Origin of the sequence: Vibrio sp. 1-Bac 57 (assembly GCF_037546855.1) — a bacterium.
In the GTDB taxonomy this organism is placed as follows: Bacteria; Pseudomonadota; Gammaproteobacteria; order Enterobacterales; family Psychromonadaceae; genus Psychromonas.
Genome location: NZ_JALAAC010000007.1, coordinates 1 through 16,128, shown reverse-complemented (window position 1 = coordinate 16,128; position 16,128 = coordinate 1). Strand labels below are relative to the sequence as shown.

At 37.9% G+C, this 16,128-nt stretch carries 16 protein-coding genes; 5 read left to right on the top strand and 11 right to left on the bottom strand.

What is annotated here, in order from left to right; genetic code table 11:
* Positions 1-4: 4 nt before the first annotated feature.
* The 4 genes from MT391_RS06225 (at position 5) to MT391_RS06210 (ending at position 4,106) form a co-directional block, all read left to right on the top strand.
* Positions 5-1,018, top strand: coding sequence for an amino acid ABC transporter substrate-binding protein (locus MT391_RS06225; RefSeq protein WP_028867058.1), 1,014 nt, complete (start codon positions 5-7; stop codon positions 1,016-1,018).
* A gap of 64 nt (positions 1,019-1,082) precedes the next feature.
* Positions 1,083-2,267 (top strand): amino acid ABC transporter permease, encoded by a 1,185-nt coding sequence (locus MT391_RS06220; RefSeq protein WP_499442316.1) that lies wholly within the window; start codon positions 1,083-1,085, stop codon positions 2,265-2,267.
* 1 nt (position 2,268) lies between these two features.
* A complete protein-coding gene (locus MT391_RS06215; protein ID WP_166371978.1) occupies positions 2,269-3,348 on the top strand; it encodes an amino acid ABC transporter permease in 1,080 nt (359 codons plus the stop codon).
* 29 nt (positions 3,349-3,377) lie between these two features.
* Complete coding sequence (locus MT391_RS06210) at positions 3,378-4,106, top strand: amino acid ABC transporter ATP-binding protein (RefSeq protein ID WP_182690702.1); 729 nt, start codon at positions 3,378-3,380, stop codon at positions 4,104-4,106.
* 160 nt (positions 4,107-4,266) lie between these two features.
* On the opposite strand, the gene add is transcribed toward MT391_RS06210, so the two are convergent.
* The 8 genes from add to MT391_RS06170 all read right to left on the bottom strand — a co-directional run bounded on the left by add (position 4,267) and on the right by MT391_RS06170 (position 12,341).
* Positions 4,267-5,268 (bottom strand): adenosine deaminase, encoded by a 1,002-nt coding sequence (gene add, locus MT391_RS06205; protein ID WP_499442320.1) that lies wholly within the window; start codon positions 5,266-5,268, stop codon positions 4,267-4,269.
* Between the two features lie 626 nt (positions 5,269-5,894).
* On the bottom strand, positions 5,895-6,641 hold the full coding sequence (locus MT391_RS06200) for a nucleoside-specific channel-forming Tsx family protein (RefSeq protein WP_499497235.1): 747 nt from the start codon (positions 6,639-6,641) through the stop codon (positions 5,895-5,897).
* A 211-nt stretch (positions 6,642-6,852) separates the two neighbouring features.
* Entirely contained in the window at positions 6,853-7,563 is a 711-nt protein-coding gene (gene deoD / locus MT391_RS06195; RefSeq protein ID WP_028867064.1) for a purine-nucleoside phosphorylase, read from the bottom strand.
* Between the two features lie 16 nt (positions 7,564-7,579).
* Positions 7,580-8,827, bottom strand: a complete 1,248-nt coding sequence (locus MT391_RS06190) for a phosphopentomutase (RefSeq protein WP_499497234.1) — start codon at positions 8,825-8,827, stop codon at positions 7,580-7,582.
* On the bottom strand, positions 8,827-9,600 hold the full coding sequence (gene deoC, locus MT391_RS06185) for a deoxyribose-phosphate aldolase (protein ID WP_499497233.1): 774 nt from the start codon (positions 9,598-9,600) through the stop codon (positions 8,827-8,829). Before deoC ends, MT391_RS06190 begins: the two co-directional genes overlap by 1 nt.
* Before the next feature lie 122 nt (positions 9,601-9,722).
* A complete protein-coding gene (locus tag MT391_RS06180; protein ID WP_499497232.1) occupies positions 9,723-10,979 on the bottom strand; it encodes a NupC/NupG family nucleoside CNT transporter in 1,257 nt (418 codons plus the stop codon).
* A 157-nt stretch (positions 10,980-11,136) separates the two neighbouring features.
* Positions 11,137-12,087: a transaldolase gene (gene tal, locus MT391_RS06175; protein ID WP_028867068.1), complete on the bottom strand. Its 951-nt coding sequence runs from the start codon at positions 12,085-12,087 to the stop codon at positions 11,137-11,139.
* Between the two features lie 83 nt (positions 12,088-12,170).
* Positions 12,171-12,341, bottom strand: a complete 171-nt coding sequence (locus MT391_RS06170) for a XapX domain-containing protein (protein WP_166371972.1) — start codon at positions 12,339-12,341, stop codon at positions 12,171-12,173.
* 157 nt (positions 12,342-12,498) lie between these two features.
* On the opposite strand from MT391_RS06170, the gene MT391_RS06165 reads away from it, so the two are divergent.
* Positions 12,499-13,869 (top strand): hypothetical protein, encoded by a 1,371-nt coding sequence (locus tag MT391_RS06165; RefSeq protein ID WP_499497231.1) that lies wholly within the window; start codon positions 12,499-12,501, stop codon positions 13,867-13,869.
* Positions 13,870-14,023: 154 nt separating this feature from the next.
* Here the strand turns inward: MT391_RS06165 and cdd are convergent, their stop codons facing one another.
* The 3 genes from cdd to MT391_RS06150 all read right to left on the bottom strand — a co-directional run.
* Complete coding sequence (gene cdd / locus MT391_RS06160) at positions 14,024-14,431, bottom strand: cytidine deaminase (RefSeq protein ID WP_028867070.1); 408 nt, start codon at positions 14,429-14,431, stop codon at positions 14,024-14,026.
* Positions 14,432-14,812: 381 nt separating this feature from the next.
* Positions 14,813-15,571 carry a uridine phosphorylase gene (gene udp, locus MT391_RS06155; protein WP_166371970.1) on the bottom strand — a complete coding sequence of 253 codons (759 nt, stop codon included), beginning with the start codon at positions 15,569-15,571 and terminating at the stop codon, positions 14,813-14,815.
* A 145-nt stretch (positions 15,572-15,716) separates the two neighbouring features.
* The coding region (locus MT391_RS06150) for a transketolase-like TK C-terminal-containing protein (RefSeq protein ID WP_499497230.1) at positions 15,717-16,128 on the bottom strand (412 nt) is incomplete at its 5' end.

Below are 16,128 nucleotides of genomic sequence, written 5' to 3'. Positions count from 1 at the left end.
TACAATGAAAGTGACAAAATTAGCATTATTGGTTGGTCTTACTGCAGCAATCCCTTCTCTATCTCACGCTGACACATTACAAGATGTAATGGAAAAAGATGTTTTAAACTGTGGTGTATCAACAGGTATCCCAGGCTTCTCAGCAGCAGATTCTAAAGGTGTATGGAAAGGTATCGATGTTGACATGTGTCGCTCTGTTGCTAGTGCAGTATTAGGTGATGCAAGTAAAGTTAAATATATCCCACTGACAGCAAAAGAGCGTTTTACAGCACTACAAAGTGGTGAAATTGATCTGTTAGCACGTTCATCTACTTGGACAGCGACTCGTGATACATCACTAGGTTTAAACTTTGCTGGTGTTAACTATTATGATGGTCAAGGTTTCTTAATCAGTAAAAAACTAGGTGTAACATCGGCTAAAGAGCTAGATGGTGCAACGTTCTGTATTCAAGCAGGTACTACTTCTGAACTTAATCTAACTGATTACTTTAAGTCTAATGGCATGGAATACAAAGCCGTAACTTATGATACATCAGGTCAAACTATTGATGGTTTCAAAAAAGGTCGTTGTGATGCAGTAACATCAGATGCATCTCAGTTATACGGTTTGAAATTAAAAATGGATGATCCAAACACAGTAATGGTATTGCCTGAAATCATTTCTAAAGAACCATTAGGTCCTGTAGTTCGTCAAGGTGATGATAATTGGTTCAACGTAGTACGTTGGAGCTTATTTGCAGCACTTGAAGCTGAAGAACTAGGCGTTACTTCTAGTAATGCAGAAGCAATGATGAAATCAGAAAACCCAAGTATCAAACGTTTATTAGGTACTACAGGTAACGCTGGTGAAAACCTAGGTCTTAAATCTGACTGGGCTTACCAAATTGTTAAACAAGTAGGTAACTACAGCGAAATGTTTGATAAAAATGTAGGTAAAGATTCTCCGCTAAATATTGACCGTGGTTTAAACAAACTATGGAACCAAGGCGGTCTAATGTACGCAATGCCAATTCGTTAATTTTAAACAGTCTCTTAGGGGGAGTTTACCTCCCCCTTTTCCCTAGCTGATTAAAAGGCACATTATGAACAACAAACAACTCCCAATAGACGGTAAAGGTTTCTTAAACAACCCCCAACACCGTGCAGTTTTCTTCCAAATTATTGCCTTAATCGCCGTCATTTTATGTGCATTTTATTTTGCTAATAATATGTTCGAGAATATTGAAAAGCGTGGCATAACAACTGGATTCTCTTTCTTAGATAACACCGCTGGTTTCGGGATCAGCCAAACTCTTACCAATTACGATGATGGTACATCGACTTACTTTGATGTATTTATTGTCGGTTTATTAAATACTTTATTAGTCTCTATTTTAGGCATTATTTTCGCTTCTATTCTGGGGTTATTAGTTGGTATTGGACGTTTATCAAACAATTTTTTGATTTCTAAACTATCACTTATCTATATAGAAACATTCCGTAATATTCCTATTCTATTACAAATTCTATTTTGGTATAACGTTGTACTAGCGGCATTACCTAGCCCACGTCAAAGTATGAATTACTTAGACAGTGTGTTCTTAAATAATCGTGGTTTATTAATACCAGAACCTATTTTTGAAAGTGGTAGTAGCGCGATTTTAATCTCGTTTATCATTGCTGTCGCAGCGGTTTTCTATCTGACTCGATGGTCAAGAAAACGCCACGATAAAACAGGTGAAGAATTCCCACTTATTAAAGTCTCTCTTGCTATTTTGATCCTAGCGCCAACATTAGTTTACTTTATTGTAGGCCAGCCTATTTCAGCTGTTTATCCTGAATTAAAAGGATTTAACTTTAGAGGTGGCCTAGCCATTATTCCTGAGTTATTAGCGCTTTTATTTGCACTAAGCATCTACACAGCAACTTATATCGCAGAAGCAGTTCGTGCCGGCATTGAAGCTGTGCCTAAAGGACAAAAAGAAGCGGCTAAAGCATTGGGTTTAAAAGATCATGTTATTTTATCAAAGGTTGTTTTACCACAGGCATTACGCGTGATCATTCCACCTGTGATTAATCAATTTTTAAACTTAACTAAAAACTCATCCTTAGCAACCGCGATTGGTTATCCTGAACTCGTCACATTATTCTCTGGAACAACATTAAACCAAGTCGGTCAAGCAATTGAAATAATACTCATGACTATGGCTGTTTACCTCACTATCAGTATTGTTATCTCACTGTTATTGAACTGGGTTAACGCCAAAATGGCTATAAAAGGACGTTAAAATGGCAACTTATACAATGAAAGAAGCCAAGCCTGCCCCTTCGGGAAGTAAAGGCATTATTTTTTGGTTAAAAACAAATCTATTCTCGGACGTAAGAAATAGCTTATTAAGTTTGGTTGGTCTGTATCTTATTTACCTCACCATTCCGTCGCTATTAAATTGGATGATATTTGATGCGACTTGGAGCGGAACACAGGATGAAGTGGTTAATTCAGGCGCACGATGGATATTTATCATAGAGAAGTTCGATCAGTTTATTTATGGTTTTTATCCTGAACATTTACATTGGCGCCCTAACCTAGTTGCAGTGCTATGTGTTGCATTCCTAATGGCATTAAAAGTATTAAAAAATAACAAAACTAAAATTGTGATAATGCTTCTATTCCCTTTTGTTTGTTTCATTTTAATTAGTGGTGGCTGGTTTGGTCTAGAAACCGTTGAAACAGAAAAATGGGGCGGTTTAATGCTAACCATTTTAGTTGCAGCCGTTGGTATTATCGCTTCGTTCCCTATAGGTATTGTATTAGCCCTAGGTCGTCAATCTGATATGCCAATTCTAAGAACCTTATGTATTGGTTTTATTGAATTTGTACGTGGTGTGCCGCTAATTACTATTCTATTCATGGCTTCAGTAGTATTACCATTATTTTTTCATGATGGAATTGAGTTTGATAAATTACTGCGCGCTTTAATAGGGATCACGTTATTCCAAGCAGCTTATATTGCAGAAGTGGTACGTGGTGGTTTACAGGCAATACCAAAAGGTCAATATGAAGCAAGTGAAGCACTAGGTCTTAGCTACTGGCAGGGAATGATTTTAATCATTCTTCCGCAGGCTTTAAAAATATCTATTCCTAATCTAGTGGGTTCGTTTATCTCGTTATTTAAAGATACTACCCTTGTTTTAATCATCGGTTTGTTCGACATTCTTGCCATGGTAACACTGACTAACAGTGATACTAATTGGCTAGGCTACGAAGTAGAAGGCTATGTTTTTGTAACCCTTATTTACTGGGTATGCTGTTTTACTATGTCACAATATTCAAAATCGATTGAACGCAAATTTAACACCGAGCATTAAAAGGAAACGTCATGTCAGACCAAGAATTTATGATAACAATGAAGGACGTCAACAAGTGGTATGGTGATTTCCATGTACTAAAAGATGTAAATCTAAATATTAAAAAAGGCGAGAAAGTCGTTATCTGTGGCCCATCGGGCTCAGGTAAATCAACCACTATCCGTTGTTTGAATCACCTTGAGAAATTTCAACAAGGCCAAATTCATATTAATGGAACAGAGCTGATTGATGATGTGAAGATCGTACGTCACATTCGCGCACAAGTGGGCATGGTGTTCCAACACTTTAATTTATTTCCACACCTTTCAGTGTTAGAGAACTTATTGATTGCGCCAACTTGGGTACACAAAAAGCCTCGTAAAGAAGCCATCGAAACAGCGATGTATTACCTTGAGCGTGTGAAAATTGCGGATCAAGCACATAAGTACCCTAACCAGCTATCAGGTGGACAACAACAACGTGTAGCGATTGCACGTTGTCTATGTATTAATCCTGAAATCATGTTATTTGATGAACCAACGTCAGCACTGGATCCCGAAATGGTATCGGAAGTATTAGACGTAATGGTGGAGTTAGCTGACGAAGGTATCACAATGATTTGTGTAACCCATGAAATGGGCTTTGCGAAGAAAGTAGCAGATCGCGTCATCTTTATGGATGCTGGACAAGTAATTGAAGAGAATGAACCGCATCAGTTCTTTGATAACCCACAATCTGACCGACTTAAGCTATTCTTAGATCAAATACTTTCACACTAATCTACTTAGGGCTGTTGATGTTTCTGGTTTAAACAAAACAATCAACAGTCCTCATAAACCTTAGTATTTTACAGAACCAAAAAAGGGCTAATTACTTAGCCCTTTTTTATATTTTTTATATTCTAACTTCAACTAAAAAGAATGAAAGTATCTCAATAAATTAGCGTTTTTCAGCAATGTCACGTAAAGCTTGTTTCTCTTGTGCTGATAAAAATGACATTTCTAAACCATTAATTTGCGCTTGTTTAATTTGTGCTAATGACAGCCCTGCTTGTATTGCAGCTACTTCGTATTCATAAGGTAATTCGATACCTTCAACTGCAGGATCATCAGTGTTTAATGACGCCATTACACCGTGATTTAAAAAAGTTTTAATAGGATGATTAGTAATATCGGCAATAGTACTGGTTTGTAAGTTAGAAGTAATACAAGACTCGATACCAATCTTATTCGCTGCAAGATAATCCATTAACTTCATATCTTCGATAGCTTTAACGCCATGCCCAATACGTTCCGCACCTAACTCTTTAATCGCCTGCCACATGCTTTCTGCACCAGCAGCTTCTCCAGCATGCACAGTGACGCGTAAACCTGCATCCCTCACCTGCTTAAAGTGATTAACAAACAGGTCACCTGGTTTACCTAATTCATCACCAGCAAGGTCTACTGCAACCAACTTATCTTTCTGGCTAAGTAAGCCGTCTAGTTCTATTTGACATGCTTCAGTACCATATGAACGGCTCATAATACCAATTAAATTGGTTTTTACATTGAAGTCTCGACTACCTGCAGCAACACCAGCAACGACAGCTTCAACCACACCTTGTACCGGTAAATTGTGTTTTAACGCCATGTAATAAGGTGAAAAACGCAATTCAGTGTAATCAATCTGCGCATTTTTAGCATCTTCGACATTTTCATAGGCCACTTGATAACAAGCTTCTAAATCGCCCAGCACTGCCACGCCCCAATCTAGTTTTGATAAGAAAGCAACTAAGTTAGGCTCAGCTTCAATGACTTGCACAAAGGGACGCAATGTATCAATTGTTGTTGCAGGTAAAGCAAGATTAAATTTTTGGCCTAATTCTAAAATGGTTTCAATACGAATGTTGCCATCTAAATGGCGATGTATATCAGTAAGCGGTAAGTTTTTAGTGATCATATTCATTCCTCTGTATTTGAAACCATGATAAAAAATTAAACCACCTTAAAATGCAATTTCCGAGGTTACAAATTAAAGTGGTTTAGTAAATGTAGTATAAAGAATGTGGTTATTTTTTGTCATCATAAAATCCGACTAAATGTCACTTTTTAAACTAAACTTAAACCCTATTAACATAATGTGTTGGCAGGATGTAATTAGCACAGGCAGAACATATTTCGAATAATAACGCACTATTGTAATTTTTATGCCCGTTGTCGTTAAAAGCGAGTATAAATTTCTATTTACCCCTTGGCTCTTCATTTTTATGCACTTATTATTTGAACCTAAGCTTAACAACAAATAACCGCACTTTTGATTATTTTGGCTAATAACAATTTCAGCCTTAAATTTATGTCCTCTGCTTGATATTCGTTCAATTAGTTAATGAAACAGGCATCAAGAAGTGAATAATTAAATGATTTGAGTGTGAATAGCTAAATGATTTGAAAATAGGTTTAAGTCTATTTACAAATAATTCAGAGGTTAATATCGGGGTTTTGTGAAATGAATTGCAGGATAAAAGACTATCCTGCAATTATTTAGATTGGCTACATGTTATTTAGATGCAGTCAAAAAAGCGATGCTTAGAACTTGTAAGTAGCAGCAAAGTAATGACCGAATCCAGTTGATTTAAAGCCGCTAGAATCTTCGATTCCATAAACGTCTTTAAACGCTTTAAGGCCATATCCCAATGCAAAGTTATCTGAGTGCCAGTAAATACCATTAAACATTACACCACCATTGCTTGATGAAGAATATTCACTTTTCAAATCAACTTGGTAATCAATATAACCTTGGTAAGAAAAGAACGAACCATTTTCAAAGAAGTAAAAAGGTTTAAACCAGTTAGTAGAAACTTGGTAACCATTCCAATCTTTCTTGTTTAAGTCATATAGACCGTAAACATTGAAGCCAACTTTACCTAACCAAGGCACCATTATATCAGAACCAAGACCCCAAAAAGAGTTGTTCACTGTAGTATCTTCGTTACCACCACTCCAGTTAAACAAGGTTGCAAAGTATAATTCTTTAACAGGACCAAACGATAAATCTGTACCTGTTAAACCATCAAGTGAAATACGAGGTGCAAATTTAATAAAGATTTTATCCTGCCCATCTTTATCTGAAGAGTCACTATTAGTTAAGTTGAATACATCAGCATAACCATAGTAATCTAAGATTCCAGAACGGCCACCAAACTCAAGCTCAAGATAATCATGGTCTGATTCACCTGGAAGTTCATTAACGGCATACATTAAATTACCTTGCATCCAGTTATAATCATTTTTATGCGTATCGCCATCGGTATAATCAGCTGCAAACGTTGGCATTGCTGCTGCTAAGCTAAGAGCAAGTATTGTTTTTTCATTGTAAAGTTCCTTTTATTAAGTAAAGCAAACCCTAGACATGATAATTCATGTCCAAAATTAGGCCATTTTTGATGACTATCATCCATAACGTCACATTGGATGATGGTTAAAACTCCTGCCGCTTAGGGTGGGCCATAAGCATTAAATAGCAGGAATTTTTAGATGCACATATTTATTCTGCAACCACAGAATCAAGTGCTATTAACAACATTTCATTAAAGCTTGTTTGACGATCATCTGAAGACAGTTTTTCACCAGTACGGATATGATCCGATACGGTTAAAATACATAGTGCTTTTGCACCGTATTCAGCTGCCACGCCATATAGACCAGCCGCTTCCATTTCTACGCCTAAAATATTGTATTTTTCTAACGTATCGAACACTTCAGGCTCAGGTGTATAGAAAGTATCAGCAGAGAAAATGTTACCCACTTGCGCTTTAATACCGTGCGCTTTTGCTGAGTTCACAGCTTTTTCTAGTAGGCTGTAATCTGCAATAGCAGCAAAATCATGATTAGCAAAACGGATACGGTTTGCTTTTGAATCTGTTGATGCACCCATACCAATGATCACATCACGGACTTTAATGTCTTTGCTTACTGCGCCACAACTACCTACTCGGATAATGCTTTTAACGCCATAATCCTTGATCAATTCAGTAGCATAAATTGAACATGATGGGATACCCATACCGCTGCCCATAACTGAAATGCGTTTACCTTTGTAAGTACCAGTAAAACCAAGCATATTACGAACATCCGTCACTTGCACAACGTCTTCTAAAAAAGTTTCTGCAATGTATTTAGCTCGTAAAGGGTCGCCTGGCATTAATACTGTTTCTGCAAATGCGCCGTCGACTGCGTTAATATGTGGTGTTGCCATGTTAATTCTCCAATAATTATTTAAAAATACTTTTACCGTATTCAAGATCTGGTAATTGATGATATTCCGCGATTGTTTGCCCGATATCAGCAAAGGTGTCACGCAAACCGACTGGGCCTGCAGGTACATTTTTACCATAGAAAATGACCGGAATATGTTCACGAGTGTGGTCAGAACCAGGCCAAGTTGGGTCACAACCATGGTCTGCTGATAGCACTAATAGGTCGTCGTCATTCATCAACTCAAGCATTTCTGGTAAACGAGTATCAAAATACTCAAGCGCTGCGGCATAACCTGCCACATCACGACGATGACCAAAATCCGCATCAAAATTCACAAAATTTGTAAATATAATGGTTTCTTTATCTGCATCTTTTAGCGATTGTAAAGTGGTATCAAATAATGCTTCTAGACCCGTAGCTTTAATCGCTTGGGTAATACCTTGGGTTGCAAAGATATCCGAAATCTTACCAATACTGACCACTTCTCCACCGGCATTTTTCATGCGATCTAACAAGGTTTCAGAAGGTGGTAATACCGAGTAATCATGACGATTACCAGTACGCGCAAAATTGCCCGGTGCGGTGCCTAAAAATGGACGCGCAATAACTCGGCCAATGTTGTAAGGCTCTAATAGCTCACGTGCAATTTCACATAGCTCATACAAACGCTCAACACCGTAGGTTTCTTCATGGCAGGCAATCTGAAAAACACTATCACTTGATGTATAGAAAATCGGCTTACCGGTTTTCATGTGCTCTTCGCCTAACTCATCTAAAATCACCGTACCTGATGAATGGCAATTTCCTAGGTAACCAGAAATGCCTGAACGTTCAACAATTGCATCTAATAGTTCTTTCGGGAAACTATTTTTCTTGTCTTTAAAGTATCCCCATTCGTACAAAACAGGTGCGCCAGTAATTTCCCAGTGGCCACTTGGTGTATCTTTACCCGTAGAGATTTCCTGTGCGTAACCATACGCAGAGACAGGAACAACAGTTTCGTCGAGCTCTAGTGGGAACTCACCTGAACTATCTCGGCAAGCATGTGCTAGGCCTAATTTAGTTAGGTTAGGTACCACTAACGGCCCCTTACGATTTATATCTGCTTGACCTGTTGCACAAAGTTTGGCGATACTGCCAAATGTATTTGCACCCACATCATTAAAAGTAGTGCCATCGGCTAAGCTACCTTCAAATTGGTCTGCATCGTGGCTTGCGCCTATACCTAAAGAATCAAGTAATAGAATAATGGTGCGTTTCATTAGTAACCTCCAGTTTCAGCGGGTTTAGTCGCTAAATTTAATTCCGCTAATAAGCTTCCTAAAAGGCTTGAAGCCCCAAAACGGAAATGCTCTGTGTTCACCCAATCGTCACCCATAATATCTCGGGCTAATTGCATGTAATCATTTGCAGTTTGTGCATCTTTCACACCACCTGCGGCTTTAAAGCCAATATCCTTGCCTGACTTTTTAATTGCTTCAATCATTATTTTTGTTGCTTCTAATGTTGCGTTGACTGGTACTTTACCCGTTGATGTTTTAATAAAGTCAGCGCCTGCATTAATACAAATTGAACTTGCTTGCTCAATTAACTCGGCAGTTTTTAACTCACCGCTTTCAATAATCACTTTTAAAGTGACTTGCTCGCCGCAGATTTCTCGGCAGGCTTTAACCATTTTTTCTCCAACCGTAGCGTTGCCCGCTATTAATGCTCGGTATGGAAATACTAAATCCACTTCATCAGCGCCATAGGCGACAGCGGCTTTAGTTTCAGCGACAGCAATGTCGATATCGTCATTACCGTGTGGGAAATTTGTGACTGTTGCGATTTTAATATCGTCAGTGTTTTGTGCTTGTAATGTTTTACGTGCAATCGGAATAAAGCGAGGGTAAATACAAACAGCAGCAGTGTTACCTGCAGCACTCTGTGCTTGTTTGCATAGCGTAATCACTTTTTGATCCGTGTCGTCATCATTCAGTGTGGTTAAATCCATCAAATGAATTGCTTGTCGCGATGCTTGTTGTAAATCACTCATTAAAAAATCCTTTGATTTCATTTTATGGGTCATTAAGTTGTATCGTGTTTATTGATACTACCTAAAGGTTAAATAACTGAGGGCTCATTAAGAGCACCTCAGTGCTTATTTAAATATGTAGGTTATGCAACGCTTAGTGCGAAGAAAATACCTACTAGAGTTGCACTCATTAAGTTAGATAATGTACCAGCCATTACCGCTTTTAAGCCTAAACGTGCGATATCAGGGCGACGTGAAGGTGCTAATACACCCAGACCACCTAATAAAATAGCCATTGACGATAAGTTAGCAAAACCACATAACGCAACAGTAATAATTACTTGTGTATGTTCGCTTAATGCTTCTTTAACATTTATAAAGTCGATGTAAGCAACAAACTCATTAACTACTAATTTCTGACCTAGTAAGCTACCTGCAACAACAGCTTCAGACCATGGCACACCAATTAAGAAAGCGATTGGAGCAAATAAGTAACCTAGAATTTGTTCAAGTGTTAATGCCTCAAAACCAACAACATCACCAAACGCACCTAACATAGTATTAATTAATGCAATTAATGCGATGAAAGCGATTAACATTGCACCAACATTTAGCGCAAGTTTAAGACCAGATGATGCACCTGAAGCCGCAGCATCAATAACGTTAACAGGTTTGTCTTCATCTTCAACTAATGCGAGTTCTTCGGCAGTAAGCTCTTTGGCTAGTTCTGTTTCTGGCTCTAAAATTTTAGCCATTAACAGTCCACCAGGAGCGGCCATGAATGATGCAGCGATTAAGTACTCAAGGCTAACACCTAAAGATGCATAACCTACCAATACAGAACCAGCAACCGACGCTAAACCACCACACATTACGGCAAACAATTCAGAACGAGTCATATGTTTAATGTAAGGTTTAACCACTAATGGTGCTTCAGTTTGCCCAACAAAAACGTTCGCAGCAGCTGACATTGACTCAGTACGGCTTGTACCTAGTAATTTTTGTAGCGCGCCACCAAAGATTTTGATAATGAATTGCATTACACCTAGGTAATACAAAACCGCCATGAATGAAGCAAAGAAGATAATGATAGGAAGTACTCTAAAGGCAAAGACAAAACCGCCACCGCCAAATACTTCAAACATCTTACCTGATACAAGACCACCAAATAGGAAGCTTACCCCTGCATTAGCACTATCGATAACACCTTGAACTGCGCCAGAGATACCCTGTAGGAATGTTGCACCCCACGGAGTAAAAATAACGAAAGCTGGAATGATTGCTTGTATTGCAAAAGCCCCACCCACAGTTCGAATATTAATTGATTTTTTATTCTTAGAAAAAAGAAAAGCAATTAAAAGAAGGGATATAACTCCCACTAGACCCATAATTATGTGCATATATTTACTCCATTCATTTATGTCAATTAGACTGAAGAATAACTCTACAGTCATCTCCCTCTGATATCCTGGCCAACCCAGGCATGTATAATCCGAAAAATTCGAATTTGTGCGGTTTGTTACCTATTGATAACAAACCTAATTTGTTACACCTCGATTATAGTTTATCCATAATCATGGTTTCTAATTTATTCTGGTCAATCGCAAAGTTGCGAATACCTTCGGCTAATTTCTCAACCGCCATAGGATCTTGATGATGAGCCCATAAAAACTCAGATTCTGTTAATGCACTTGGTGCTGCTTTAACTTCCGTAGTTGCGATTAATTTTGTTTCAACTTCACCATCAGCATCACGTAATTCTTGTAATAATTGCGGGCTAATCGTTAAACGGTCACAACCTGCTAGCTCTAGTATTTCACCGACATTTCTAAAACTTGCACCCATTACCACTGTGTTATAACCATGTTCTTTGTAATAGTTATAAATAGACGTTACAGAGATCACACCAGGGTCTTCACTAGGTTCAAAATCAACACCTTGCTTTGCTTTGTACCAATCCATAATACGGCCAACAAAAGGTGAAATTAAAAACACCTCGGCTTCAGCGCAAGCCTGTGCTTGAGCGAATGAAAAAAGCAGCGTGAGGTTACAGTTTATCCCTTCTTTTTCAAGTATTTTAGCTGCTTGAATACCATTCCAAGTTGCCGCTAGCTTGATTAAAATACGATCATTGCTTATTCCTGCATCATTATACATTTTCACCAACTGACGAGCCTTTGCTAAACTTGCTTCAGTATCGTAAGAAAGACGCGCATCCACTTCGGTAGAAATTCGACCAGGAATTGTTTTTAAAATCTCTTTACCAATATTGACCGCTAACATGTCACAGGCAACTTCTACTTGTTGTTGTTTGTTATCACCCTGTTTTTTCGCATATTCAATCGCATCTGCAATTAATGGTGCATAGGCTTCAATAGTCGCAGCTTTTAATATCAGAGATGGGTTCGTTGTAGCATCTTCAGGTTGGTACTGTTTGATTGCTTCAATATCACCTGTATCTGCAACAACTGTTGTCACTTGGCGTAATTGCTCTAATTTATTTTGCATGTTTATTCCTTTCACTTGATTCTTTATTTGCAACTGAAACCTAGTTGAAAGCGTCTCACTTTTTATTTATATTAAGTATTTATTTACGACAATAATGGGATGATAAATTGTTGATAAACTATGCCACCAAGATAAACACCAAAAATTCCGATAATGCCTGAAAGTACTGGTGGAGCTGGTAGCGGCAGTTTCAAAAAGGCAAATATTAACCCTACAACAACCCCCGCAAATAAAGCTAATAGTATTTCTTGCATCTCTGTTCCTCGTCATTCTTCAATGAGTAAATAGTAGGCATTCAAAGCACTTTAAAATGAGATCTTGATCTATAGATTTGATATTGACTGAAAAGCATTAACTAGCGTTAACAAAATATGTGGTTTATGCTAATGGTAGATTTAAGGGACCAATATTATGTTTAATATAAGAGAAGATTTTAATTGTTGTAAAACAGTTAGTTGCAGAAATTTCGGCATAAATAAAAGCGATGACTATATTTATAAAAGTAAACGCTTAGGGTACCTTGCAGTGGAATGTAAGGCCTGTGGTAGCCACCCACCCTGGGTAAATAACCAAATAATTCAAAATATTTTAAAAGAAAAGCTTGCATTCCATTTTGCGAGAAAAATTAGCCACTGTACGCATTGTTATCAATATTTCTTTTTTAACGAAAAAAATGAAGCTCAGTTGCACGGTTTCACTGCAGCGGGTACACAACGTTTGAAGTGTAAAAATTGCCAACGAGTGTATAGCGTAGGTAAACATAAAAATATTGATGCAATCAAACAGGTACTACAAACAATAATAGATAAAGTCGATACAAGTGCTGCGATCAAACAAACCGGTTTATCGGCACGTCTTTATTACTTTTACCTCGAAAAACTATCATTATTATTGACCAACTATAGCCGTTTAAAAGAGCAAGGAGTAGTACAGCGCGACTACATAGCACTGCAGACTGAAGGCAAGGTTGTACATTTAGACCACAAGCGAGGTTTTTATGCATTGTTCACTGCGGAGGCAGATAGTGGCTATATTTTGTTACAAACCAGTAATATCACACAACAAAAGCTAACCAAACAAGATACTTACCACAGCACTGAAAATACTGTCATTAAAGATGGGTATTCTAGTAATGTTGAAAATGAAATTAATCAACGTTACCAGCAAACGATGCAGCGTAAACATTTCGAAAAATTATTGGTTGGAGAATTAAAGCCGATCAACCGCTGTAGTTTAATCAACCCAGCAAGGCTCTCATACGTGCATTTTTCGATGCTACGCGCCTTTATATACAAAACAGAGCATTACAGACATTATATCGAGTTAGAAAGTAGTATTCGTGCCGCGGCATTAATGTCAGCCTATCCAGAGATTAAAACTGAAAAAGCGGAAATCTATTATTATTTACCTTTTGCTAACAGCAAAGAAACATTAATTAATAAAAAAGCAGGATGGTGGGGAGATCGTTGGTCAAGTTTTGAATCAGGTGCATATAGCGCGATCACTAAAAATTTGCAAAGTAGCCCCCCTTTTGACTTAAAGGATACGGAATATTTGAATCGTTATTTTGCTTATTTAAAAGGAAGTTTGAATAAGGGGTTAAATAGTATTAATACCCTTGCAAACTTTTCAGAGATTCATCGCGTATTATTTAATTTTTGTGAAACTAATAAAGGAAAAAGTCCTGCGATGCAGTTTGCTTTAGCGGATAAACCCTATACGGCACAGGAACTACTAGAAGAAGCGATTGTGCTTAACGAAAATTTACCGCAAAAAGACTAAAAGGTGAAGAGATAACAAAAGAAATAAAGGCCAAGACATTGGCCTTTATTTCCTAAAGTGAACGTAACAATTATTGTTTATTACTGTACAGATTAAAGAGTTTAATAGCGTGCGATTAAAACTTAATACCGTGCAGGTTAAAGTCTAATAATGATTAAAGCTCTTCACCTAAGAAAGCAAAAGGTAATAATGCTGCAATCGTATTTTGTGTGTATTCACCTTCTGATTCATAGCTATAGACTAAACAATCGTTCATTGACTGCTCAGCAATCACCTGTCGACATGCGCCACATGGATGCGCCGTAACCAACAGTTTTTCCGCATTACGAGCGGCAATATGCACTTCTTGAATGTCGCCTTTATTAATACCTTCAGCAACGGCTGTAAAAATGGCATTACGTTCAGCACAGATAGTCGTTGGATAAGCAGCAGATTCAACATTAACCCCCTTGAATTCGCGTCCATCTTTGCACACCACAATAGAAGCAACATTGAATCCTGAGTATGGCGCAGAGCTATTATCTAATAGCGTTTTTAATTCATTAAAATAGTTTTTTTTCATATGAAATTTCTCTCTTTTTCTACATTGGTGATGTATTTAATACAATTTTACAGCAGACAATAAGTTAACTCGATATTAGCAGTCATTAATCTTACAACAGCACCCATGGCATAAACATAACGCTAAGGACTATCGACCTTTCAAATTCTAGAGTCAGATAATAAATGCAATCAATGACGTATAAAACTTTCTTAGGTGATTGGGTCTGATTTCATTCAGCTTAAGCACATCAAGCAAATGAACCACCTAAAGCAAAGCTACTGGTGGTAAAAAATTACACAGCCTACATGAACAGGCAGAAGATATAAGCGACTCTTTGTTGTACTTAAAGAGTCACTTTAAACGATAGACTGAGTACAAAGATCACAGCCTACAGCATCGTTATTTTAATAATTTTTTCGCAGCAGCAACGACAATAGTAATCGCATGCGATTCCGTTTTTTTCATGGTTGCTTCGTCTGGGATCTCTTGTTGTGTACGGTTAACTATCACGCCTGCAACACAAGCAGCAGCCCAACCTTGAGAAGCACACATAGTAAATAAGGTAGATGACTCCATCTCGTAATTTAATACACCAAGGTCCTGCCACTCTTGCATTGAACCTTTAAACTGGCGAGTAACACGACCAGACACTGTATCGTAACGCTCTTGACCTGGGTAAAAAGTATCACTTGAAGCAGTGATACCCACATGTGGTTCAATATCAAGATCACGACATGCAGCGACCATTGCCGTTGTAGCATGAAAATCTGCAACCGCAGGGAATTCCATAGGAGCAAAATGTAAACTTGCACCATCCAGACGTACAGAAGCTTGAGTCACAATCACATCGCCTACATTTACATGTGGTTGAATCGCTCCTGTGGTACCGATACGTAAGAAAGTACGAACACCTAACTGTGCCAGCTCTTCCACAGCAATTGAAGTCGAAGGACCACCAATACCTGTTGAACAAACCACAACAGCTTTACCGTCGATGTATGCTAAGTAACTAGTGTATTCACGGTGGCTTGCTAAAAATGTTGCATTTTCCATTAATTCCGCAATACGAGCAACGCGCTCAGGGTCACCAGGGACAATCGCTAAGGTTGCACCATCTAACATCGCTTTTGTTAAACCTAAATGAAATACTTCAGACATAATTTTTTTCCTTTTTTAAAAGGCAGTCACACTGCCTTTATTTGTTATAAGATTTTTATTATAAAAACTTAATATAAGAACTTGCTAGTCGTGTTTGATATAAAACTTCAATGTAACCACTTAATTTATAAGCTAAACACTGTATTTATAAGTTAATTGCTGTATTGACGACATTATCTACAGTGAAACCAAACATTTCAAATAATTGATCAGCAGGCGCTGACTCACCAAAAGTAGTCATGCCAATCACCGCACCGTTTAAGCCAACGTATTTGTACCAGTAATCAGCAATACCTGCTTCAATTGCTACACGTTTAGTTACCGCTGCTGGTAATACAGATTCTTTGTATTCTGCAGATTGTAATTCAAACTGCTCAGTACAAGGAATTGATACAACACGTACCGCTTTACCTTGAGCTGTTAATTCTGCAGCACCTTGCATTGCTAACTCAACCTCAGAACCCGTTGCAATTAATATGATTTCAGCAGGTGTTTCAGAGTCAAGCAACACATAACCACCTTTTGCCACATCAGCTAATTGCTGTGCATCACGTGCT